At 66.7% G+C, this 20,764-nt stretch carries 21 protein-coding genes; 12 read left to right on the forward strand and 9 right to left on the reverse strand.

Annotated features, from left to right (window positions below):
- The first annotated feature begins 132 nt into the window (after positions 1–132).
- Positions 133–375, forward strand: coding sequence for a hypothetical protein (locus G6N59_RS19645; RefSeq protein ID WP_138228507.1), 243 nt, complete (start codon positions 133–135; stop codon positions 373–375).
- A gap of 15 nt (positions 376–390) precedes the next feature.
- On the opposite strand, the gene G6N59_RS19650 is transcribed toward G6N59_RS19645, so the two are convergent.
- The 4 genes from G6N59_RS19650 to G6N59_RS19665 all read right to left on the reverse strand — a co-directional run bounded on the left by G6N59_RS19650 (position 391) and on the right by G6N59_RS19665 (position 5,221).
- A complete protein-coding gene (locus tag G6N59_RS19650; RefSeq protein ID WP_138228508.1) occupies positions 391–2,919 on the reverse strand; it encodes a cellulase family glycosylhydrolase in 2,529 nt (842 codons plus the stop codon).
- Positions 2,920–3,087: 168 nt separating this feature from the next.
- Complete coding sequence (locus tag G6N59_RS19655) at positions 3,088–3,822, reverse strand: hypothetical protein (protein ID WP_234884050.1); 735 nt, start codon at positions 3,820–3,822, stop codon at positions 3,088–3,090.
- Positions 3,822–4,475 carry an MspA family porin gene (locus G6N59_RS19660; RefSeq protein ID WP_163911516.1) on the reverse strand — a complete coding sequence of 218 codons (654 nt, stop codon included), beginning with the start codon at positions 4,473–4,475 and terminating at the stop codon, positions 3,822–3,824. Before G6N59_RS19660 ends, G6N59_RS19655 begins: the two co-directional genes overlap by 1 nt.
- A 71-nt stretch (positions 4,476–4,546) precedes the next feature.
- Positions 4,547–5,221, reverse strand: coding sequence for an MspA family porin (locus G6N59_RS19665; RefSeq protein ID WP_138228509.1), 675 nt, complete (start codon positions 5,219–5,221; stop codon positions 4,547–4,549).
- A gap of 414 nt (positions 5,222–5,635) precedes the next feature.
- Between G6N59_RS19665 and G6N59_RS19670 the strand changes: the two genes are divergently transcribed.
- From G6N59_RS19670 to G6N59_RS19690, 5 genes are all read left to right on the forward strand, one after another.
- A complete protein-coding gene (locus tag G6N59_RS19670; RefSeq protein ID WP_234884052.1) occupies positions 5,636–6,157 on the forward strand; it encodes an Rv2240c family protein in 522 nt (173 codons plus the stop codon).
- A gap of 25 nt (positions 6,158–6,182) precedes the next feature.
- Positions 6,183–6,881 (forward strand): sensor domain-containing protein, encoded by a 699-nt coding sequence (locus G6N59_RS19675; RefSeq protein ID WP_234884053.1) that lies wholly within the window; start codon positions 6,183–6,185, stop codon positions 6,879–6,881.
- A gap of 66 nt (positions 6,882–6,947) precedes the next feature.
- Positions 6,948–7,388: an SRPBCC family protein gene (locus G6N59_RS19680; protein ID WP_020098846.1), complete on the forward strand. Its 441-nt coding sequence runs from the start codon at positions 6,948–6,950 to the stop codon at positions 7,386–7,388.
- Positions 7,389–7,435: 47 nt separating this feature from the next.
- On the forward strand, positions 7,436–8,515 hold the full coding sequence (locus G6N59_RS19685; protein ID WP_138228511.1) for a CaiB/BaiF CoA transferase family protein: 1,080 nt from the start codon (positions 7,436–7,438) through the stop codon (positions 8,513–8,515).
- Positions 8,516–8,579: 64 nt separating this feature from the next.
- Positions 8,580–9,017 (forward strand): SRPBCC family protein, encoded by a 438-nt coding sequence (locus G6N59_RS19690; protein WP_138228512.1) that lies wholly within the window; start codon positions 8,580–8,582, stop codon positions 9,015–9,017.
- Positions 9,018–9,072: 55 nt separating this feature from the next.
- Here the strand turns inward: G6N59_RS19690 and G6N59_RS19695 are convergent, their stop codons facing one another.
- Together G6N59_RS19695 and G6N59_RS19700 are read right to left on the reverse strand one after the other, a co-directional pair.
- Positions 9,073–10,242 carry a pyridoxal phosphate-dependent aminotransferase gene (locus tag G6N59_RS19695; RefSeq protein WP_138228624.1) on the reverse strand — a complete coding sequence of 390 codons (1,170 nt, stop codon included), beginning with the start codon at positions 10,240–10,242 and terminating at the stop codon, positions 9,073–9,075.
- Positions 10,243–10,253: 11 nt separating this feature from the next.
- Positions 10,254–10,754, reverse strand: a complete 501-nt coding sequence (locus G6N59_RS19700; RefSeq protein WP_138228513.1) for a DUF2834 domain-containing protein — start codon at positions 10,752–10,754, stop codon at positions 10,254–10,256.
- A 70-nt stretch (positions 10,755–10,824) separates the two neighbouring features.
- Here G6N59_RS19700 and G6N59_RS19705 point away from each other — a divergent pair, with 70 nt between their 5' ends.
- The 5 genes from G6N59_RS19705 (at position 10,825) to G6N59_RS19725 (ending at position 16,141) form a co-directional block, all read left to right on the forward strand.
- Positions 10,825–11,409: a TetR/AcrR family transcriptional regulator gene (locus tag G6N59_RS19705; RefSeq protein ID WP_138228514.1), complete on the forward strand. Its 585-nt coding sequence runs from the start codon at positions 10,825–10,827 to the stop codon at positions 11,407–11,409.
- Positions 11,410–11,473: 64 nt separating this feature from the next.
- Positions 11,474–13,024 (forward strand): phytoene desaturase family protein, encoded by a 1,551-nt coding sequence (locus G6N59_RS19710; RefSeq protein ID WP_138228515.1) that lies wholly within the window; start codon positions 11,474–11,476, stop codon positions 13,022–13,024.
- Between the two features lie 66 nt (positions 13,025–13,090).
- Positions 13,091–13,792, forward strand: a complete 702-nt coding sequence (locus G6N59_RS19715) for a GntR family transcriptional regulator (RefSeq protein WP_138228516.1) — start codon at positions 13,091–13,093, stop codon at positions 13,790–13,792.
- An 82-nt stretch (positions 13,793–13,874) separates the two neighbouring features.
- The gene (locus G6N59_RS19720; RefSeq protein WP_138228517.1) at positions 13,875–15,422 is read left to right on the forward strand and encodes an NCS1 family nucleobase:cation symporter-1; all 1,548 of its coding nucleotides are present in this window, start codon (positions 13,875–13,877) and stop codon (positions 15,420–15,422) included.
- Complete coding sequence (locus G6N59_RS19725; protein ID WP_138228518.1) at positions 15,419–16,141, forward strand: aspartate/glutamate racemase family protein; 723 nt, start codon at positions 15,419–15,421, stop codon at positions 16,139–16,141. The genes G6N59_RS19720 and G6N59_RS19725 overlap by 4 nt, the downstream gene beginning before the upstream one ends.
- On the opposite strand, the gene puuE is transcribed toward G6N59_RS19725, so the two are convergent.
- From puuE to G6N59_RS19740, 3 genes are read right to left on the reverse strand one after another with little or no spacing between them, the layout of a single operon-like run.
- Positions 16,138–17,040, reverse strand: a complete 903-nt coding sequence (gene puuE / locus G6N59_RS19730; RefSeq protein ID WP_138228519.1) for an allantoinase PuuE — start codon at positions 17,038–17,040, stop codon at positions 16,138–16,140. The two genes, G6N59_RS19725 and puuE, sit on opposite strands and share 4 nt — an antisense overlap.
- Positions 17,037–17,999: an allantoicase gene (gene alc / locus G6N59_RS19735; protein WP_138228520.1), complete on the reverse strand. Its 963-nt coding sequence runs from the start codon at positions 17,997–17,999 to the stop codon at positions 17,037–17,039. Before alc ends, puuE begins: the two co-directional genes overlap by 4 nt.
- The gene (locus G6N59_RS19740) at positions 17,996–19,210 is read right to left on the reverse strand and encodes a DUF6986 family protein (protein WP_138228521.1); all 1,215 of its coding nucleotides are present in this window, start codon (positions 19,208–19,210) and stop codon (positions 17,996–17,998) included. Before G6N59_RS19740 ends, alc begins: the two co-directional genes overlap by 4 nt.
- Before the next feature lie 103 nt (positions 19,211–19,313).
- Here G6N59_RS19740 and G6N59_RS19745 point away from each other — a divergent pair, with 103 nt between their 5' ends.
- Positions 19,314–20,336 (forward strand): alpha/beta hydrolase, encoded by a 1,023-nt coding sequence (locus G6N59_RS19745; protein ID WP_138228522.1) that lies wholly within the window; start codon positions 19,314–19,316, stop codon positions 20,334–20,336.
- The last annotated feature ends 428 nt before the right edge of the window (positions 20,337–20,764 follow it).

Genomic DNA, 20,764 nt, shown 5'->3' on the forward strand with positions numbered 1-20,764 from the left:
TTTACTTGAGGGCCAACGCGTTCCACCGAAATTCGAGTTGTTCCGTATTTGTGATCGACACGCGACATCGACGCGCCAGGGTAAAGGGGCATACCGTGGGAGGGATCAGTCAGTTCGGCGCGAGGAAGAACCATGAAGCGCAAGTGGGTGCCCCGGTTGGCGGCCTGTGCGTTCGGCGTTCTCGGCGTGACGGCCACGGGCGGCCTGGCCCAGGCGCAGCCCGACCCGTCGTTGCCCATCGTGCCGTCGATCATCGATCAGTTGGTGACCTCGACTCCAGCGCTGTCGGTGGACCCGCGCGATGAGGGCGGGACCGTGTCCCGATGGGGCGGCATCGGCATGATCTGCCAGAACCTGAACGTTCGCTGCCGCTGACAGGCGGCCGAAGCGCTAGGGCGCGGCGGTCACCACGACCTGAATGACGCCCGTGTCGGTGTCCGATGCGATCACCAGTGTCGGTGCGTTGGCGGGTGAGACCACGTGGCCGCCGGTGACGGCCACCGTGTACCCGTTCGGGTATGCGACGGCCGGCACCGAAATGGTGCTCTGTGCGCCGACCGCGAAGTTGCCCGACGTGTCCGCCTTGGCCGTCGAGTAGCTGAAGGTGAAGGCCCCGTTGGTATTTGAGAAGCCGAGCGGGGTGCCGGAGACCGCCTGCGGATACGGTGCGGCCAGGGTCTGCAGGCTGGTGGTGTTGACGTTGCTGCCCGTCGGTGGCAGGGCCGGGTTGTAGACCACCGACTCACCGTTGGTGCTGCCGCTGGTGGTGATGTCACCGACCCCGGAGTAGGCCCACTCCGACCAGCTCATCAAATACCCTGCGGCAGCGCTCATTTCGGCCTGTAGGTCCGATGGCGCGTTGGAGGCGCCGAACTCGTCCATGAACACCGGCATGTTGTTGGCCTTGCCATAGGCGTTCGCGGTGCTGGCCTGCTGATTCGCCAGCCAGCCGCAGATGCTGCTGGTGGCCGACCCGGCGCAGTAATCATGAAATGCCAGAACCACATTCGCGTCGTTGATGGTGCCCAGCTGGACTGGCGCGCCGAGGATCGCGGGTATTTCGGAAACCGCGGGGTTGGCCGGTTCGACAAACAGTGCGGTGTTCGGATCCACGGCCCGGATGGCCGCGGCCACCTGGTTGTACATCGGCGTCAGCTGTTGGTCCGCGTAGAACGGGCTGCCCAGCAGCGTCGGCAACCACGAGGTGCCCGGGAAGGGCTCGTTCATGATGTCGTAGCCGATGACGCTGTTGTTGCCGGCGACCGCGGCGGCGACTGTTTCCCAGGCCTTCGCGTAGTTGTCCTCGAGCCCGTTTCCGTTGGCGGCGTTCGAGTTGTTCCAGAAACTGTCCCACGCCGTGGTTTCGGCGGGGTTCAGGTAGTAACTGCCGGGGAAACCGAAGCCCTGGTTGGGCCGTCCACCGGTCTGCGTGGCCCACTCCGGGGCGCCCTCGCCGCCAAGTGATGCGCTGTACAGGTCCTGGTGCATGTCGATGATCGTGTAGATGCCGTGTGCGGCGAGCATCTGGACGGTCTGCTGGATCGACGTGACGTACGCGGCGTCGTACACGCCGGGCTCGGGCTCGACGCCGGCCCAGATGACACCCAGCCGCACCACGTTGAAGCCGTTGGCTGCCAGGAATGCGGCGTCGTCCGCGCTGAATCCGCTGGCCGACGGTTCGTACGGCGCCAGCTTGTACACCTCGTTGAAGCCGTGCAACAGCACGACCTGCCCGTCGCTGTTGGTCAGCCAGACGCCGGTCGGCGTGACCGACAGCATGGAGCTGTTCGCGCCGGCCTGGATGAGCACCGCACCCGTACCGGACGTGCCGACCGCACCGTGGTTGCCCAGCAGGCCCGCGGTGCCGCCCGCGCCACCGAGCGCCGGCAGGCCGGTGGAACCGCCACCGACGCCGCTGTTTCCGGCGTCTCCGCCGGTACCGCCGATGCCCAGAACGAAGGTGCCGTTGCCGCCGTTCCCGCCGCGGCCACCGTCGGCGCCGTCGCCCCCTTGGCCACCGCCGCCGCCGGCGCCGAACAGCAGACCGGCACCGTTTCCGCCCTTGCCGCCGAACCCGCCCGTCCCGCCGGCCTGCGCACCGCCATCGCCCCCTCGTCCGCCGATACCCATCAGAAGGCCGCCCGCGCCACCGTTTCCGCCAGAGGAGCCTGCGCCGCCCGCTCCGCCCCGTCCGCCATTGCCGAGCAGTCCCGCCGCGCCGCCGTTGCCTCCTGAAATCCCGGCCTGGGTGCTGTCCCAGCCCGCTCCGCCGTCACCGACCAGCCAGCCGCCGGCAGTGCCGTTCGGCGCGCCGACGGTGCCGGTGCGGCCGTTGCCGATCACGTAGGTGCCGGCCAGTCGGTTGATGACACCGTCCACGCCCTGCCCGAGTGGACTGTTGATCCAGCCTTCGAGGCCGGTGCGCAGCGGGTTGTAGATCAGCGCCTGGAACCACGCGGCCGGATTGTTCGGCGGGGCCGGTACGGCTGTCGGTGCCGCCGGGGTCACGGTCGAGGGAAGTGCCGCGGCGGCAACGGTCGTGCTGGTGGCGGTGGTTTGCGCGGCGACGGGGCTGGCGTGGCTCGTCTTCGGCGCGCTCGGGGTGGCTGCCGAAGTCGTGGCTGGTTTGGGTTTCGCGGCAACGGGATTCGGCGTGTGATGGCTCGAGTGATCCGCTGCCGTGCCCTGGGCGGACTCGGTTTTGGCGGTCGGGTTGGCCGGCCGGTCGGCGCGCTTGGTCGAGCTGTCGCTCGCGGCGTGCGGTGTGGAACTGGCAGTCGAGCCCTTCGGGCTGCCGGCCGCATCGTGGCCGGAACCGTTGTCGGCGTATGCGACCGCGGTCCCGCTGGTCAGCGCTGCCCAGATGCCGAGGGCCCCTGCCAATCCGCCGACGCCGCACAGACCGGCGCTTACCGTCATGGGTTCTGTATACGGGACGGCTGCGTGCGTTGTGGCCGAAATGACGTGGCTGTGTGATTGTCAGATCGCGTGGGCCGGCGGGAGCGGTTCGCGCCTGGGTCGACGTCAGTCAGGTGGCACAGACGATTTGGGCCCGTCAACCGGAGTTGACGGGCCCAAATCGTTTGTTCAGTTAGCCGGTGCCGGTGCAGGCGGCGGCACCGGTGCTCCCGGTGCAACCGGGGGGTCTGGCGGCTCGTAGTACTGCGCCAGCCCCGGCGGGATGTTGGTCCCCGGTGGGGGCGCAGTGCCCGGGAGCGCTTCGCCCAGCTGTTGCTGATTCCACTGGCTCAGCGACCCACCCCGCAGGCGGCCGTCGTGGTACATGTCGACGAACCGGTTGAGCCACTGGTGCGGGCTGCTGTCGGCGTTCTCCTGGCCGGGGTCGACGCCGAATTCCTCGCACTTACCGGGTGCCGACGGCTTGATGCATTGCTGCACGCCGTAGGCGTTGTTGAACGGGTTGAGGTTCGGCACCGCGCCGGGGTCGGCGCCCGGCTTCGACGGCGCCGCGTTCTGGCCCAGCACGGTGTTGGCCGTCAGACCTGACGTACTGGTCGGGACACCCAGCAGGCCGGCGTTCGGATTGATCGTCGGATCGGTGTTGCTGGTGCGTTGCCCGAGGAGGTTCAGACCCTCGGGACCCAGCGGAGCGCCGAGGACCGGCACCTGGGCATCTGCCATGGGTGCCGGACCCAGGACCGCGGCCGCCTGTGCCGCGATCCCATCCGTCTTGTCATCGTGACCTGGCGTCGGAATCGGGTCATTCCAGTCCGCGGAAGCCGCGCCGGCGAAGGCGATGGACGCCGCGGTGGCGATCACGCCCACCGCCGCGGCTTTGCCCATCAATTTGCTGCCGATCATTAGACCGACTTGGTGATGCCGTAGTACGCCACGATGTCGTCGGTGTCGGTGGTGGAGCTGGTGAGCACCGCGTAGGACCGCAGGAACGACTGGCCGACACAGCCGTCAACCTTGATGTGGGTGTCCTTCAGGGTGACGCGCACCGGCGCCGACTTGAAGGTCTTCTTGTCGACCGGCACCTGGGTCACCGTGCCCGGCTTCGGGTGGATTTCCAGGGTGCCCGACAGCGGGAAGGTGACGCTGGTCGGGATGGCGCCGGTGAACAGGTTGGCGCTACCGGTGGTGACACCGGCCTGGCCGATCAGACGGATCTGGCCGAGCTCGATGCCGCAGCCGATCTGGTAGCCGGCCTCCAGCGTGCCGCCGGTGAGCTTGGTCTTGCCGCCACCGGTGACGGTGCCGGAGAAGGTGCCGCCGACGAGGTATTCGCGGGAGGACACGGCGGTGGTGAGCGGCGCGATCGGCAGTTCGGTCTCATTGTCGGCCTTGACGGTCAGGACCCAGCCGTCGGGCGAGGTGACGGTGGCCGGATCGTCGGAGGCGACGACGCCGGTGTCCACCGGCGGGCCGTCGGGGTCGGCCATGGCGGCCGGCGCAGCGATTGCCGGCAGCAGCATGCACGCTGCGGCCATTACAGCGGAACGTTTCAACATGGTGGTGGCAAGCCCTTCATCAGTTCAGGTTTGGTTGGAGGTGTTTGGACTGCAACGAACTGGATCGCTGCTTAGACGGACTTGGTGACGCCCAGGTAGGTGATCACGTCGTCGGTGTTGTCCGTGGAGCTCGTCAGCGTGGCGTACGAGCGGATGAAGGACTGGCCGGCGCACTGGTCGGTCTTGATCCGCACACCGGTGATGCTGATGCGGGTCGAGGTGCCCTTGAAGGACTTCTTGTCGATCGCCACGGTCGTCACGGTGCCGGGCTTGAGGTAAATCTTGCCCTGCAAGCTCAGACCGGCCTGCCACGTCGGGCCGGTCAGACCGATACCCGGGGTGAAGGACGCACCGGGGTTGATCTCTTCTTCATCGTTGATGATGCCGCAGCCGATCTGCTCGCCGGCTTCCAACGTGCCGCCGGTGAGCTTGGTCTTGCCGCCGCCGGTGATGGAGCCGGTGAAGGTGCCCGCCACCCAGTACTCACGCGAGGTGATGGCGGTGGTCAGCGGGGCGACCGGAAGCTGGGTCTCGTTGGTGCCGATGACCTGCAGGTGCCAGCCGTCGGGGGTGTCCAGGACACCGGCCGGACCGGACGGAACGGCGCCCACCCCGGGGGGCGGCGGGCCGGGGTCACCGGCGGTCTGCACGACGGGTTCGGCCGGCGGGTCGGCCAAGGCCAACGGCGCGGTGCCGACCGGTAGCACCACGCAAAGGGCTGCCAACATGGCAATACGGTTCGACATGGTGATGTGCGCGCCTCTCGTTATTTGGGAGTTACAGCGTTCCTGTGATCGCTGTAGTTGCTGAATTTGTGTCGCTGCGGAGCATCTAATGGACGGGTTGCCGGACGGTTAACGGACCGCAAAAACTTGCCCCTCCGTTATCAACCAGTGGGCGACTGGCAAATACGCGTGTATTGGTGGAGGTATTTGTCGTGGTCGGTGACTACTGAACGCCCTGATCAGGCAGTGTGATCTGGGTCATTCATCTTGGCATGCCATGTAACCGACTGTGACTGGAAATCGTCAGTTTGGTTTCTGTTAACCAATTGGCCATCTACACGCCCGACCGTGGGAACGTCGAACGCCAAGCGTCCGTCATAACCAGGCGGGCACAATGTCTCTGGTGGACGCGGCGCGAATGACTTGGAGGAAACGGTGAAGTCTTCACACGCCTGGATGAGGTTCGCGGCAGCGGGCGCAATCGTCTTGGGCGCCGGGGTATTTGGGCAGCCCTCGGCCGAGGCCGACCCCGATGCCCCAGCCCCGGTGGATGCCAGTGCCTCGGTGCAGTCGACCGGTGTCACCTCGGCGGGCGCCGATCCGGCCGCCGTCGCCGCGTGTTCGCAGTTCGCGTCTGCGCTCGACAACGCGGCCGACGGCTATGGCGCCTTCGCCGACGACCTGGAGAACAACGACCCGTACATCGGTCAGAGCAACGCGGCGGGCCGGTCCAGCTTGCAGACGTCGGCGAAGGTCGCCATGGACGCCGCAAACACCCCGGGCCTGTCGCCGGAGATTGCCGACCCGATGCGGTCGTGGTCAGTCGGTGCCGCCAAGTTGTTCGTCAAGATGGGCATCGGGATGACGGGCTCGACCCTGGACAGCACAGCGACCGAGGTCAACACCAATGCCGAGGCGGTCCAGCGCGGCTGCGCCGCGGCCGGCACTCACGCCTGACCGCACACCCCTAAATAAGGAACCCGTGAAGCGACACGCTTTCGGCGTCGCCGTGCTGTGCCTGACGCTGGCCGCCTGCGGCGGCAATAACGGCACACCGAAGCCCGCCACCCCGTCTGTGGTTGCCGAGTCCAGCATCGACAACCTGCTGCTGACCCCGGACGAGCTGAACAAGACGATGGGTACCACCGGCATGGTGGGGCGTCCGCCGAATGACGGCATGGACGACAACCACAACCTGCTGCCGAACCTGAACTGCCTCGGTGTCTGGCAGATCGCCGAGTCCGCCATCTACTCGAAGGACGGTAAGGACGCCAAGAGCGGCCAAGACTGGACGGCCGTGCGGCGTCAGACGCTGCGGGTCCCCGACACCGATCAGTGGGACTACCTGGCCGCACAGTCGGTCGTTTACTTCCCGACGTCCCAGTCGGCTCGCGACCTCTTCAACCGGTCGGCTGAGCGGTGGGCCAAGTGCACCAACCATCACGTCAACATCCGGCTCAACGACAAGCCGCTGCCGAAGTGGCTGTCCGGCGACTTGGAGCGCACCGACACCAAGCTGGCGATGCCGATCACCCGGGGCACCGGGCCCGAAACCCGTTGGTGCCAACATGTTTTGCAGCTGGTCTCGAACCTGATCATCGACGTCGAGGCATGCACCCCCAAGGCGCCGGTGACGGCGGCCGCTGACATCGCCACGAAGATCCAGGCCGGCGTTCACTAACCGGATCGTCCCGCTGGTTGCACCATCCCGGTCACGGCGCGTGGCCTCGTGGTCTATGGTCGCGCCATGGCAGTCAGCGCGTCGCACGAAGTGACCATCGAGGCAACCCCTGAAGAGATCATGGACGTCATCGCAGACCTTGCGCAGACACCCGTGTGGTCACCGCAGTACACCAAGGCCGAGGTCCTCGACACCTACGAAAACGGTCGGCCGAAGCAGGCCAAGATGACCATCAAGGCGGCCGGCATGGCCGACGATCAGATCCTCGAGTACACCTGGACCGACCTGACGGGCAGCTGGGTGCTGATCCGCTCGTCGTCGCTCAAGAAGCAGGAAGCGCGTTACACACTGACCCCGGCCGGCGACAAGACCAAGGTGAAGTTCGAGATCACCGTCGACCCGGTGGTGCCGATCCCGGGCTTCCTGCTGAAGCGCAGCGTCAGCGGTGGCGCCGAGACGGCCACCGAGGGGCTGAAAAAGTTCATGGCCAAGAACAAGAAGGGCTGACGCACACCGGGATTCAGCTGCTTCGACCCATGGGCTAACGTCGCGGGATGACGAATGCGGGGCCACTGGCCGGAGTCAAGGTGATCGAGCTCGGCGGGATCGGCCCCGGGCCGCACGCCGCCATGATGCTGGCCGACCTCGGCGCCGACGTGGTGCGGGTCCGTCGTCCTGGTGGGCTGACCATGCCGGCCGAGAATGTCGACCTACTGCACCGCGGCAAGCGGATTGTCGACCTGGACGTCAAGTCAGACCCGGACGCGCTGCTCGCACTGGCCGCGAAAGCCGATGTGCTGCTTGACTGTTTCCGTCCCGGCACCTGCGAGCGCCTCGGGATCGGTCCGGCCGACTGTGAGGCCGTCAACCCCCGCCTGATCTTCGCCCGGATCACCGGCTGGGGGCAGGACGGGCCGTTGGCCCAGACGGCGGGCCACGACATCAACTACCTGTCGCAGACCGGCGCGCTGTCGGCCATCGGCTACCGCGACCGGCCACCGGTGGCACCCCTGAATCTGGTCGCCGACTTCGGTGGCGGTTCCATGCTGGTGCTCATCGGCATCGTGACGGCGCTGTACGAACGCGAACAGTCCGGCCGCGGCCAGGTGGTCGACGCGGCGATGGTCGACGGCGTCAGCATGCTGGCCCAGATGATGTGGACCATGAAGTCCACCGGCGTGATGAAGGACCAGCGCGAGTCGTTCCTCCTGGACGGCGGCGCCCCGTACTACCGCGTCTACGAGACCTCCGACGGCGGCTACATGGCGGTCGGCTCGATCGAGCCGCAATTCTTCGCTCAGCTACTTGTCGGCCTCGGTCTGGATCCGGCCGAGGTGCCCAACCAATTCGACCTCGCACGGTACGACGAGATGCGCGACATCTTTGCTGCCCGCTTCGCGAGCCGGACCCGTGCCGAGTGGACCGCGACGTTTGCTGGGAGCGACGCCTGCGTCACTCCCGTGCTCACCTGGACCGAGGCGGCGGCCGGCGACCACCTGCGGGCCAGGTCGACGATCGTCACCGTCGACGGTGTCGACCAGGCTGCCCCGGCGCCGCGGTTTTCCCGGACCCCGTCGGGTCCCGTCGGTGCCCCGCCGCAGCAGACCACACCGATCGCGGAAGTCGGTTGGTAACAGTTCGGAAGTTAGCTGGCGCATTCTCTATCCGTGGCCGGTATAGAGGACTAAATTTGCTCATATGGCAGTTATGGCGTCCCGAGAGCTGGTGATCGACGCCTCGCCCGAAGCCATCATGGATGCGCTGGCCGATATGGACGAGGCGTCGCAATGGCGCAGCTTGCACCGGCAATTGCAGGTACTGGATCGATATCCCGACGGTCGTCCACACCACGTCAAAGCCACCGTGAAGATCATGGGCATCACCGACAAGGAACTCCTGGAGTACCACTGGGGTGATGACTGGATGGTGTGGGACGCGGCCGATACCTTCCAACAGCGTGGCCAACATGCCGAATACAAATTGACTCGTGAGGGCGATCGGACCCGGGTGCGGTTCGACATCATAGTGGACCTGGTTGCCCCCATTCCCGAGTTCCTCTTGCGCCGGGCCCGCAAACTGGTGCTCGATGCTGCGGTTGACCGGCTGCGGGCCCGGGTGACTCGTCTCTACGGCTAGCCAGTAGTGATTTGTGCACGAATTTCCGCGGTGGGCGCGGATTTTCGTGCACAAATCACAGGGTGCGGAGCCGGCTGATCGCCTCGTCCAGGGTGTCGTCGCGTTTGCAGAAGGCGAAGCGCACCAAGTGATTCCAACCGTTGGAAGCTGTGGCATCGGGGGCGTTCAAGTCCAGGAACGCCGACATGGGAATGGCCGCGACGCCGACCCGCTCGGGCAGCCCCGCGCAGAACGCGGTGCTGTCGTCGTACCCCAGGGGCCGGGGGTCGGCGCACAGGAAGTAGGTGCCGAAGCTGTCGTGCACATCGAAGCCGATCTCGGTCAGGGCACCGGCCAGCCGGTCCCGCTTGCCGCGGTACGCCGTGCGCAGTGCATCGACCCAGGCGTCCTCGTGGTCGAGTGCGTGCGCGACGGCGGGCTGGAACGGCGCGCCGCCGACATACGTCAGGTATTGCTTGGCGGCGCGGACTCCGGCGATCAGGTCGGCGGGTCCGCAGGCCCACCCGATTTTCCACCCGGTGCAGTTGAACATCTTCGCGGCGCTGGAGATGGTGACGGTGCGCTCGGCCATGCCGGGATAGCCGGCGAGCGGCCGGTGCTGATGGCCGTCGAACGTCAGCTGCTCGTAGACCTCGTCGGTGATCACCACCAGGTCATGCTCGATGGCGAGCGCCGCGATGGCCGTCAGCTCGTCGTGGCTGGCGACCATGCCTGTCGGGTTGTGCGGTGAGTTGAGGATCAGGGCGCGGGTCCGCGGCGTGATCGCGGCGCGGAGCCGGTCGATGTCGATGGCGAAACTGTGGTTGTCCGGCGCGAGCGGGACGACGACCCGGTGGCAGCCGGCCATCGCGATCACCGGGGAGTAGGAGTCGTAGAACGGTGCGATGATCAGTACCTCGCTGCCCGGCTCGACCAGCCCGATCACCGCCGCGGCGATGGCTTCGGTACCGCCGACCGTGACCAGCACTTCGGTGTCCGGGTCGTAGTCGATGCCGTAGTGCCGCTTGCGCTGGGCGGCGATGGCCTGGCGCAGCTCGGGTATGCCCGGGCCGGGCGGGTATTGGTTGACGCCATCCGCGATGGCCTGTTGCGCCACTGCGAGCATCGGCGCCGGGCCGTCTTCGTCGGGAAAACCCTGGCCGAGATTGACTGCGCCGACGCGCGCGGCCAGCGCCGACATCTCGGCGAAGATCGTGGAGGCGTAGGGCCGCAGGCGGGCGACCATCCCCGGTGGTGTCACCCCGGGATTGTCGCAGAACTCCTGATGTTGTCGGCCGCGCCCTGATGCCGCTGCTGCCGCGCGATGACGGCGAAGTAGAACGCCAGCGCGAAGGCGCAACTGGTGAACAGGCTGCTGACGAAGAACAGCCAGGGCTGCCGGATGCCGCGCCGCAGGCCGTCGGCAATGCTGAACAACGGCAGCAGGATGACGTTGATGATGGTGTAGTCCTGGCCGGCCGAGGACGCCGCGGGGTTGACGAACATCAGGCGGATGTAGTCCGACCAGCTGCCCGGCCCAGTGATCGGATTGCCATCGGGCGGTTGGTAAGCCATGACGAACTTGGTGTTGAAGTAGTAGCCGAGCGCTATCGAGGCGATGCCGATCACGTAGTAGGCCGCTTCGAGCGCCGAGAACGCGGGCCCGCCGGCGGGCTTGCGGAAGACGGCCGGATTGAGCTTGACGATGAACGCGATGGTGATCAGTCCGAGCAGGGCGTGGACGATGAGCGAGACCATGCCAGCGGAGTCTGCTCGCCGCGAAATGTTTTGTCAATCATGACAAAACATTCTGCGGTACGGTACTGGGATGCCTCGGCCCCCGCAGACCGTTCGTAGTGAGCGCACGCGTGAGGCGTTGCAGCAGGCGGCGTTGGTCCGCTTTCTCGCGCAGGGCGTGGAGGGCACCACGGCCGAGGAGATCGCCGCGGATGCGGGGGTGTCGCTGCGCACGTTCTACCGGCATTTCACGTCCAAACACGAGCTGCTGTTCGCCGACTACGACGCGGGCCTGCACTGGTTCCGCACCGCGCTGGCCGGACGGCCTGCCGACGAACCGGTGCTGGTAGCGGTGCAGGCCGCAATCTTTGCTTTCCCGTATGACTTTGGCGCCGTCACCAAGATCGCCGCGCTCCGGGAACAGGAACTCGACGCCGAGCGGATCGTCAGCCACATCCGGCAGGTTGAGGCGGACTTCGCCGATGCCATCGCCGAGCACCTGGCGCGGTGCGGCGGATCGGATGACCGGCTGCGCATCGCGGTGACCTCGCGGACCATCGCCGCCGCGGTGTTCGGCGCGATGGAGGTGTGGATGCTGGGCGCGGAACGGTCGCTGGCTGATCTGGCGCGCATGTGCCACCAGGCGCTGGATCAGCTCGCCGCCGGGGCGGTCTGAACTCTTGCCCGTCAAAGTTTTGTCACTATTGACATAACTGACCTGACGGTGCCAGTCTGCGGTCATGGCGCAATTCGACGCAATCGTGGTGGGAGCGGGGCACAACGGGCTGGCTTCGGCGGTGATGCTGCAGAAAGCCGGCCTACGCACACTGTGTCTGGAAGCCAAGCTGTACTCCGGCGGCATGGCCTCGACCGTCGAGCTGTTCGACGGCTTCAAGTTCGAGATCGCCGGGTCTGAGCAGTTCCCGACCTCTCTCAAGGTGAGCCAGGAGCTGGGCCTGGACCAGGTGCCGAGCGTCGAGCAGGAAGTCATGTCGGTGAACGTGCGCGGCATCGGCGACGAACCGTTGCTCTTCTACTCCGATCCCATGAAGCTGCTCACTCACATGAACGAGGTGCACGGCGCCGAAGCCGTCAACGGCATGGCCGGGCTGATGGCCTGGAGTATGGCGCCGGCGCGAGCCCTCGGCCGGTTTGATGCCGGACTCCCGCCCAAGACCTACGACGAGATGTATGCCTGCGCCACAAACGAATTCGAGCGGTCAGCCATCACCGACATGCTGTTCGGCTCGGTGACCGACGTCCTCGACCGCTACTTGCCGGACAAGGACAAGCACGGTGCCATCCGCGGCATGCTGTCGGTGCTGGCGTGCAACTCCACCTACCGCGGGCCGGCCACCCCGGGCAGCGCGGCCGCGCTGGCCTTCGGGCTCGCCGTCCCCACCGACGGTGCGTCGCTGATGCGAAAGCTCAAGGGCGGCATCGGCGCACTGGCCAAGCACCTCGAGGACACGTTTGTCGCCCACGGCGGTGAGGTCCGGTTACGCAGTGCGGTCGCGGCCATCACTGTTGCCGACGGCCGGGTCACCGGCGTCCGGTTGGACGACGGCACCGAAATCACTGCACCCGTGGTGGTTTCGTCGCTCGCGCCGTCGGTGACGGTGGACCGGCTGCTCGGCGGCGCCGTGCCCGACGACGTGCGGGCCCGGTACACCCGTGTCGACCATCGTGGCAGTTATCTGCAGATGCACTTCGCGCTCGACGGCACCCCTGAGTTCGCCGAACCCTACGAGATCCTGAACAACCCCGAATTGCAGGGCACCATAGGACTTTTCAGTACTCCCGAGGAGCTGCAGCAACAGTGGGAGGACAGCCGCCGGGGTGTCGTGCCGGCCGATCCGTCCGTCGCCTGGCAGATTCCGTCGGTCCTGGATCCCGAGCTGGCACCACCGGGCAAGCATGCGTCGTCGGCGTTCGCGCTCTGGTTCCCGATCGAGGGTGGCGGCGACTACGGCGCGATGAAACGTGAGATGGGACAACGGGTTATCGACAAGATCACCCGCGTGGCGCCCAACTTCGAGAAGCTGATCCTGCGGCACACGACGTTCACGCCGCGACACATGGACCGGATGTTCGGCGCTCCCGGCGGCGACTACTGCCATGGCCTGATCCACCCCGAACAGATGGGGCCCAACCGGCCCGGTCCGCGGGGCTACCTCGACCAGGAGCTGCCGGTACAGGGCGTCTACCTGGGCGGCGCCGGCTGTCACGGTGGCCCTGCCGTCAACTTCATCCCCGGTTACAACGCCGCTCACGCCGTGCTGAACACGTGACTCCGCTAACGGCGTCGAAACGTCACTGAAACGGGACCGGCAACAACGGCGACCTACTCTGCAGGTATGCGGCCCCATCGGCGTTCTGTCCTGCTCGGACAGCTGGTGGCGGATCGGACCGCACCGTCACAGCAGGGGGTGCTGACCGAACTGCGCCGTGCGGTCCTCGACGGCGGGGTGCCGCCCGGTACGCCGATCCCGTTGGCTGAGGTGGCGGACGTGTTCGGCGTCAGCCAGATTCCGGTGCGGGAGGCGCTGAAGACGCTCATCGGGGAGGGGCTGGTGGCGCACCGGCTCAATTTCGGCTACACCGTGGCGCTGTTGACCCCGCAGGAACTACGCGAAATGTACATCGTGCGTGAGGCTTTGGAGTCGGCGTCGCTCGCTGTCGCCGTGGCCAACGCCACCGATGCCGACCGCGCGGCGGCGGTCGCGGTCAACGTCAGGCTGCAGCAGGCGATCCACGACGACGACGCGGGCGCCTACCACCGGCAGAGCCGGGAGCTGCATGCCGCTCTCACCCGACCGTCGCGTATGTATCGGCTGCTGCACATGCTGGAGGCGGCGTGGAATGTCACCGAACCCGTGCAGTCCATGGTGCATGTCAGCCGTGACGATCGGGCGGACCTGCACGCTGATCATTGCGCGATGGTCGACGCCTTCGTCACTGGTGATGCGGAGCGCCTGGTCACCGTCTCGGAAAACCATGCCGTCCGGCTCAACGCGGTGATCGCCACACTGCCGACCGACACGGGACTGCTGGCCTAGCAACGGGATATATCTTTTTCGCAATTGCCGCATATCCCCGGGGAAACAGCAGGGAAACGTTGCATTCTTAGCGTTTACGAGCATGACCGACACCCTCGTTCCCAAGGACGTCACCCCACCAGGCGCGGTGGTCGGCGCAGGTGACATCGTCGAGGCCGCCGGCCACCCGATCGGTGGCGGCGTCATCAAACCGGACTACGACCCGCGATTGACCAACGAGGACCTGGCCCCGCTGGGCAAGCAGAGCTGGGGTTCCTACAACATCTTCGCGTTCTGGATGTCCGACGTGCACAGCGTCGGCGGCTACGTGACCGCGGGCAGCTTGTTCGCGCTGGGCCTGGCCAGTTGGCAGGTGCTGGTGGCGCTGCTGATCGGCATCACCCTCGTCTACTTCCTGTGCAACCTGGTCGCCAAGCCGAGCCAGGCTGCCGGCGTGCCGTATCCGGTGATCTGTCGCACCGCGTTCGGCGTGCTGGGGGCGAACATCCCGGCCGTCATCCGTGGTCTGATCGCGGTGGCTTGGTACGGCATCCAGACCTACTTGGCGTCGGCGGCCCTGGATGTCGTTCTGCTCAAGCTGTTCCCGGGACTGGCCCCTTACGCAGACCTCGGCACCCACGGCTTCCTCGGTTTGCCGCTACTGGGCTGGGCCAGCTTCCTGCTGCTGTGGGTGTTGCAGGCCTGTGTCTTCTGGCGTGGCATGGAGGCCATCCGCAGGTTCATCGACTTCTGTGGGCCCGCCGTCTACGTCGTCATGTTCATCCTGTGTGGCTACCTCATCTACAAAGCCGGCTGGGGCGCAATCGATCTCAACCTCGGCGCGGTCACGTACACCGGCCTCGATTCGATTCCGGTGATGCTCGGCGCGATAGCGTTGGTGGTGTCCTACTTCTCCGGTCCGATGCTCAACTTCGGCGACTTCTCCCGCTACGGCAAGTCGTTCGCCGCGGTCAAAAAGGGCAACCTCCTCGGGCTGCCGGTCAACTTCCTGGTGTTCTCGGTGCTGGTCGTGGTCACCGCGTCGCTGACGCTGCCGGTGTTCGGCGAACTGCTCACCGACCCCGTGCAAACCGTGGCGCGCATCGACAGCACCTTCGCAATCGTGTTGGGCGCGTTGACCTTCACCATCGCCACCATCGGCATCAATATCGTCGCCAACTTCATCAGCCCGGCGTTCGACTTCTCCAACGTCAGCCCGCAGCGCATCAGCTGGCGTGCCGGCGGCATGATCGCCGCGGTCGGCTCGGTCCTGATCACCCCGTGGAATCTCTACAACAACCCGGAGGTGATCCACTACACGCTGGAGACCCTGGGCGCCTTCATCGGCCCACTGTTCGGCGTGCTGCTCGCCGACTTCTACCTGGTGCGCAAGCAGAAGGTGATCGTCGACGACTTGTTCACCATGGCCGAGTCCGGAAAGTACTGGTACGCAGGCGGCTACAACAAGGTCGCGGTCATCGCCACCGTTGCCGGCGCGCTTCTCGCGGCGCTTCCGGTGCTACTGGCGGGCAGTGTGTACGGCATGCACACCGCGGCTCAGTACAGCTGGTTCATCGGCTGCGGCGTCGCACTCAGCCTCTACCGGGTACTGGCTGTCCGCGACCGGTTCGTCGCCGAGTCGGTGTCGTGACCCGGATTTGGGTGATCAACCCGAACACCACAGAATCGATGACTGCCGGGATCGGCCGCTGCGCACAGGCGTTGGCCGGTCCCGGCGTCGATGTCGTCGCCGTGACGTCCGAATACGGTCCACCTTCGATCGAAAGCCACTACGACGAGGCGATGAGCGTGCCGGGTCTGCTCGAGGCGATCCGGCATGGTGAGGATGCCGGGGTCGACGGGTATGTGATCGCGTGCTTCGGTGATCCGGGGCTGGACGCGGCTCGGGAGGTCGCGGCCGGGCCGGTCATCGGCATCGCCGAGGCCGCCATGCAGACGGCCAGCCACCTCGGCCGGGGCTTCTCTGTGGTGACGACGCTGTCGCGCACCATGGGCCGCGCCGCCGATCTGGCGGAACGCTATGGGATGCAACGGTTCTGCATGGGTATCCACGCCTGCGACATTCCGGTGCTCGACCTGGAGACCGACCCGACGGCCCGCAAGGTCATCACCGAGGCCTGCCGGGAGGCGTTGGAGGTCGACGGTTCCGATGTCGTCGTGCTGGGGTGTGCGGGCATGGCCGACATGTGCGCGGCGATCACCGCCGAACTCGGGGTGCCGGTGGTCGACGGGGTCAGCGCCGCGACATTGACGGTGCAGGCGCTGGTGCGGATGGGTCTGCGCACCGGTAAGCGTGGCGAGTTCGCGACGCCGCCGGCGAAGCAGTACACCGTCCGGCGCGAAGGCTAGCCGGCCGGGTGCACGGCACGCCAGTGCTCGGCGATGTCGATGCGCCGGGCCAGCCACACCCGTTCATGACGCTGCACGTGGTCGAGGAATCGTTCCAGCGCGGCGCTGCGGGCCGGTCGGCCGACCAAGCGGCAGTGCAACCCGATCGAGAGCATCTTCGGGCTGCCGCCCACACCTTCGGCGTAGAGCACGTCGAACGCGTCCCGGAGATGAGCGAAGAACTCGTCGCCGTTGGAAAAGCCTGCGGGAGAAGCGAAGCGCATGTCGTTGGTATCAAGGGTGTACGGCACCACAAGATGGTCGGTGTCCGCCACCCGCACCCAGTACGGCAGATCGTCGGCGTAGGAGTCCGAGTCGTACACGAACCCGCCGTGTTCGACGACCAGCTCCCGAGTGTGCGGTGAGTCCCGGCCGGTGTACCAGCCCAGTGGCGCGGCGCCGGTGAGTTCGGTCAGGATCCGTACCGCCTCGGCCATGTGCTGGCGTTCGGTGTCGCGATCAGTCAGCTGGTAGGACGTCCACCGCAGACCGTGACAGGCGATCTCGTGTCCGAGTTCGCCGAACGCGGCCAATGCTTCCGGGTTGCGCTGGAGGGCCCGCGCCACCGCGAAGATGGTCAGCGGGATATCCCGCCGTTCGAAAAGCCTTAGTATCCGCCACAATCCGGCTCGTGAGCCGTACTCGTAGAGCGACTCCATGCTCATATGTCGGTTGGGGAACGCGTCGGCCGGGGTGATCTCAGACAGGAAAGTCTCCGAGGCCGGATCCCCGTCGAGCACGTTCCTCTCGCCGCCCTCTTCATAGTTGAGGACGAACTGCACGGCAATGGCCGCATCCCCGGGCCACTGCGGGTCCGGCGGGGTGCGGCCATAGCCCACCAGGTCGCGTGGGTAGCTCACGCGAGTTCCCCGAACAGGCGCAATCGGGCCAACCCTCCGTCCGGATAGATGTCCAGTCGTGCCTCGGACACCACGTCGCCGACGTCGATGAGGAAACGGTGCCGGGTGTCGGGCAGCAGCTCGGTGCGGGGCAGTAGTTCGATCCACTGTCCGTCGGCGCGCAATGCGGTCAGTGCCGCGGCCCCGGGGCTGTTCCCGATGAAGTAGGACGTGTCGATCTCGGCGAGCCGCACCCGGCCCGGTCCGGCCAGCCGGATGCGCACCCAGTCGTTGGCGTCGTCGCGGCGGCGAGCGGTTTCCCAGCCATCGCCCATCACTTGTGCTTGGCCGGGGAAGATCAGATTCTGCGGCGAGCTGTAGAAGCGATTCGAGCAGTCCAGCACCAGGCCGCCGTTCTCCAGCGCCGCCAGGTCCACCGGGCCGACGCCGAGGAATCGCTTGTCCGGGCGGCCTTCTCCGTGCACCCGCAGTCGTGCCACCCCGCCGTCCGGGTAGATGTTGAGGCGCACGTGCGTCCATCGCTGTTCCGAGGAGACCTCGAAGTTGTTGCGGGTGTCCCCGTATACGCGCGAGCGCTCGATGAGCGGTACCCAGCCCGGGTCGACGGCCAGCTGTTCGGCCGTCGGGTACCCGTCGACCTCGATGGCGTCGACGGAGACGGCCGGCGGGTAGTTGCCCTTGAACCATGCCGTGTCCACGACCACGCCGCGGATGACGCCCGGGACACCGAGTCGCACGATTGCCGTGTCGTGGCCGGCGTCGCGGCGTCGCCGGGTCTCCCACCCGTCGTATACCTGCCCCTTGTGCCCGAACGATGCCGGCCGATATGCCGAGGGACCGGGGGAGATGAGGTTCTCTTTCTCGGCGAACACTTCGTCGTTCGCCCAGATCACCGCCCCGCCGAGGCTCCGTAGCGCGAGATCCGGCAGCCAGGTGAAGTCCGGCAATGATTCAGTCATGACAGCTTCCGGCTCTTGAGGTTTCGTAGCACTTCGACGGTGGCGCCGGGCGCGACCGCGAGTACGTCGTCGGCGCCGAACGCGCCGCAGTCCAGCCCGCGCAACACCACCGCGGCCAACGCCTCTGCGGTCGCGGGTTCGTCGACGATCGGGCCGCCGCTACGGTTCAGGTAGGCCTGCAGCCGTGGCGCCGCGGCGGACATGGCGGCCCGGAAGAAGGTGAAGGTGGCCAGCCACCGTGTCACCAGGTGACCGGGGTGCATGTCCCAACCCTGGTAGAAACCGCGTTCGAGTGATCGGGTGACGAGCCGATGGTGGCGCCGGATCGCCTGTACCACTTGCTCTTCGGTGCCGATCGGGGCCACCTGCGTCGAGCCGTCGGCGATCCAGACCCCCGTCTGCGCGGCGGCGGTTTGCATCACCGCCTTGGCGTGGTCGGCCACGGGGTGATCGAGCGCCTGATGTTGTGGGGCGATTCCGCAGGCCGCGCTGTAATCGTATGTGCCGTAATGCAATCCGCTGCACCGGCGATCGGCCAATTGGATTGCGCGGGCGAGGGTCGCGGTCCCGTCGGGGCCGAGTACCGCCTGTGGGCTCTCGATCTGCAGCTCGAAGCGCAGCGTGTGATCGGCCAGACCGTGCGCGGTCTCCAATGCCTCGCACAGCCAGACTGCCGCGGTGACCTGTTCGGCCGCACGCAGTTTCGGCACGGTGAAGACGAATCCTTCGATGGCGCCCGCGTCGAGCACCAACTCGAGGGTGCGCAGGGCCCGACGGCGCTCCATCGTGGTCAGTCCCTTGATGCGAATCCCGTTGTGGCTCAACCCGAGTGCGGGGAGGGTCATCGCCGCTCGTGCCGCGTCACGATCTTCCACGTCATCGCCACGGTGGCCGTAGCCATCCTCGAAATCCAGCCGCAAGTCGGCAATCGGCGCTTCGGCGAGCTGGTCGCGCACCAGCGCCACGGTGGTGTGGTCGCCGAGCTCAGTGAAGACCTCCGTGTGCCGGTCCAGCAGTTCGAGCGCGGCCTGACCCCACTGAGCAGGAGTGTCGGGCGTCGCGTCGGCCGCGCTGACATAGACGGTATGTATCGGCTGGGTGGCAGCGCCGTCCCCCGGAAACCGCGCCGCGAGGTCGGCGTCGACGCGCGACAGCAGGGTGTCGATGCGATGGAGCGCATCCGCCGGGATGCGATGGTGGGGGTCCGACACCTGCCCATCGTGCCGTGCCGACGCGATCTCAGCACGTCGAGCCCAAGCCGGTGCTCGGGAGGTGATCTAGTCTCGGCACAGCAATGTCGCAAAAGGAGGCCCTATGACCAGCGCCGAACGGATCGATGATCCTGCTGAGCGCTCTGCTCCGGAGATCGTCACGTACGCGGGCCCGGAGTGGATGGGCAAGGCCAACTGGCATTCGGTCGCCGAGGCGTACCTGCTCAGGGCCGTGAAGCCGTTGCTGTTCCTGCTGACCAAGGTCATGCTGGCCATCAACAAGCGGTTTCCGCAGGTCCTGCTGGACCGCGCGTACGACGGTTCTGAGCGGGTTACCAACTGGATGCCTGCCGTGCGGGGGTCGCGCACCGAAAAAGTCGAGCTGCCGAACTGCCCGGCGGAATGGGTCTGGAACGGGGCCAGTCCTCCGGTCGACGGTCGCGTCATCATCTATTTCCACGGGTCGGCGTTCATCGCGCTCGGCATCAACAGCCACCGCCCGCTGGTCAGCCACATCGCCCGCGACAGCCGCTCCCGCGCCTTGTCTGTGGGGTACCGGCTGTGCCCGCGGAACTTGGTCGAAGACGCGGTCGACGACGGTGTCGACGCCTACCGCTATGTGCTGGCGCAGGGCGTGAAGCCCGAGAACATCGTGCTGGCCGGTGACTCCGCCGGTGGGTTTATCGCGGCCATGACCGCCGTGACGGTGCGCGACCTGGGCATGGCGCCGCCCGCCGGCTGTGTGCTCCTCTCAGCTGCCACGGACAGTGACATGACGCCGAAATATGAAGCCGCACAACGCGTTCCGGATGCAATGTTCCCGGTCGACTTTCTCCGGATGATCAGCGAGGTCTTCCTGCTGCGTAACGGCGGGCGCGACGCGATCCCGTCTCCGGTCGACGCCGACCTCCGTGGCTTGGGCCCGTTCCTGCTGCAGGTGGGTTCCGAAGAGGCGCTGCGGCCCGATTCGGAGCTGATGGCCGAGCGGCTCGCCGCGGCAGGCGTGCCGGTGCGGCTGCAGGTCTTCGACCGTGCGGTCCACGTCTTTCAGGCCTTCGCCTTTTCGAACCCCGACGCCCGTCGTGCGGTTGGGGAGATCGCGGACTTCGTGAAAGACGTCGCCTAGGTCGAACAGGCGTTGAGCCTGCGGTGAGGGCGGTGTCCACTCGCGCGATTGCGACGTGGATTCAGGGTCAACGGGTTTCCGGCCAGAAGTGGCGTTGAGCCTGTAGTGGGGGCTCCGTCTAGTCGCACAATTGCGCCACAGCTTCAGGGTCAACGCGTGTGGGTCGGCGGGCGCCGATCTGGCGCGGGCGTACCGGTCGACACCAGCCGAATCGGAAGAAATGGCAGGTGAACGCACGTTCGTGGGCCGCGAGCGTGCGCGCTACGTACGCCGCTGGCGGGGTGTCGCCGGGCAGACACGCACGCTCGCGGGTGATGGGCCGCACTCTCCCAACCACCTGGTTGGGCGGGCCTGTTACGCTTCCGGGCAGGGGACCGTCTACCTGCCGGTAGCCGCACCCACAACCCCATCTCAATAGGACCTGGAGC

Origin of the sequence: Mycolicibacterium aubagnense (genome assembly GCF_010730955.1) — a bacterium.
GTDB lineage: Bacteria > Actinomycetota > Actinomycetes > Mycobacteriales > Mycobacteriaceae > Mycobacterium > Mycobacterium aubagnense.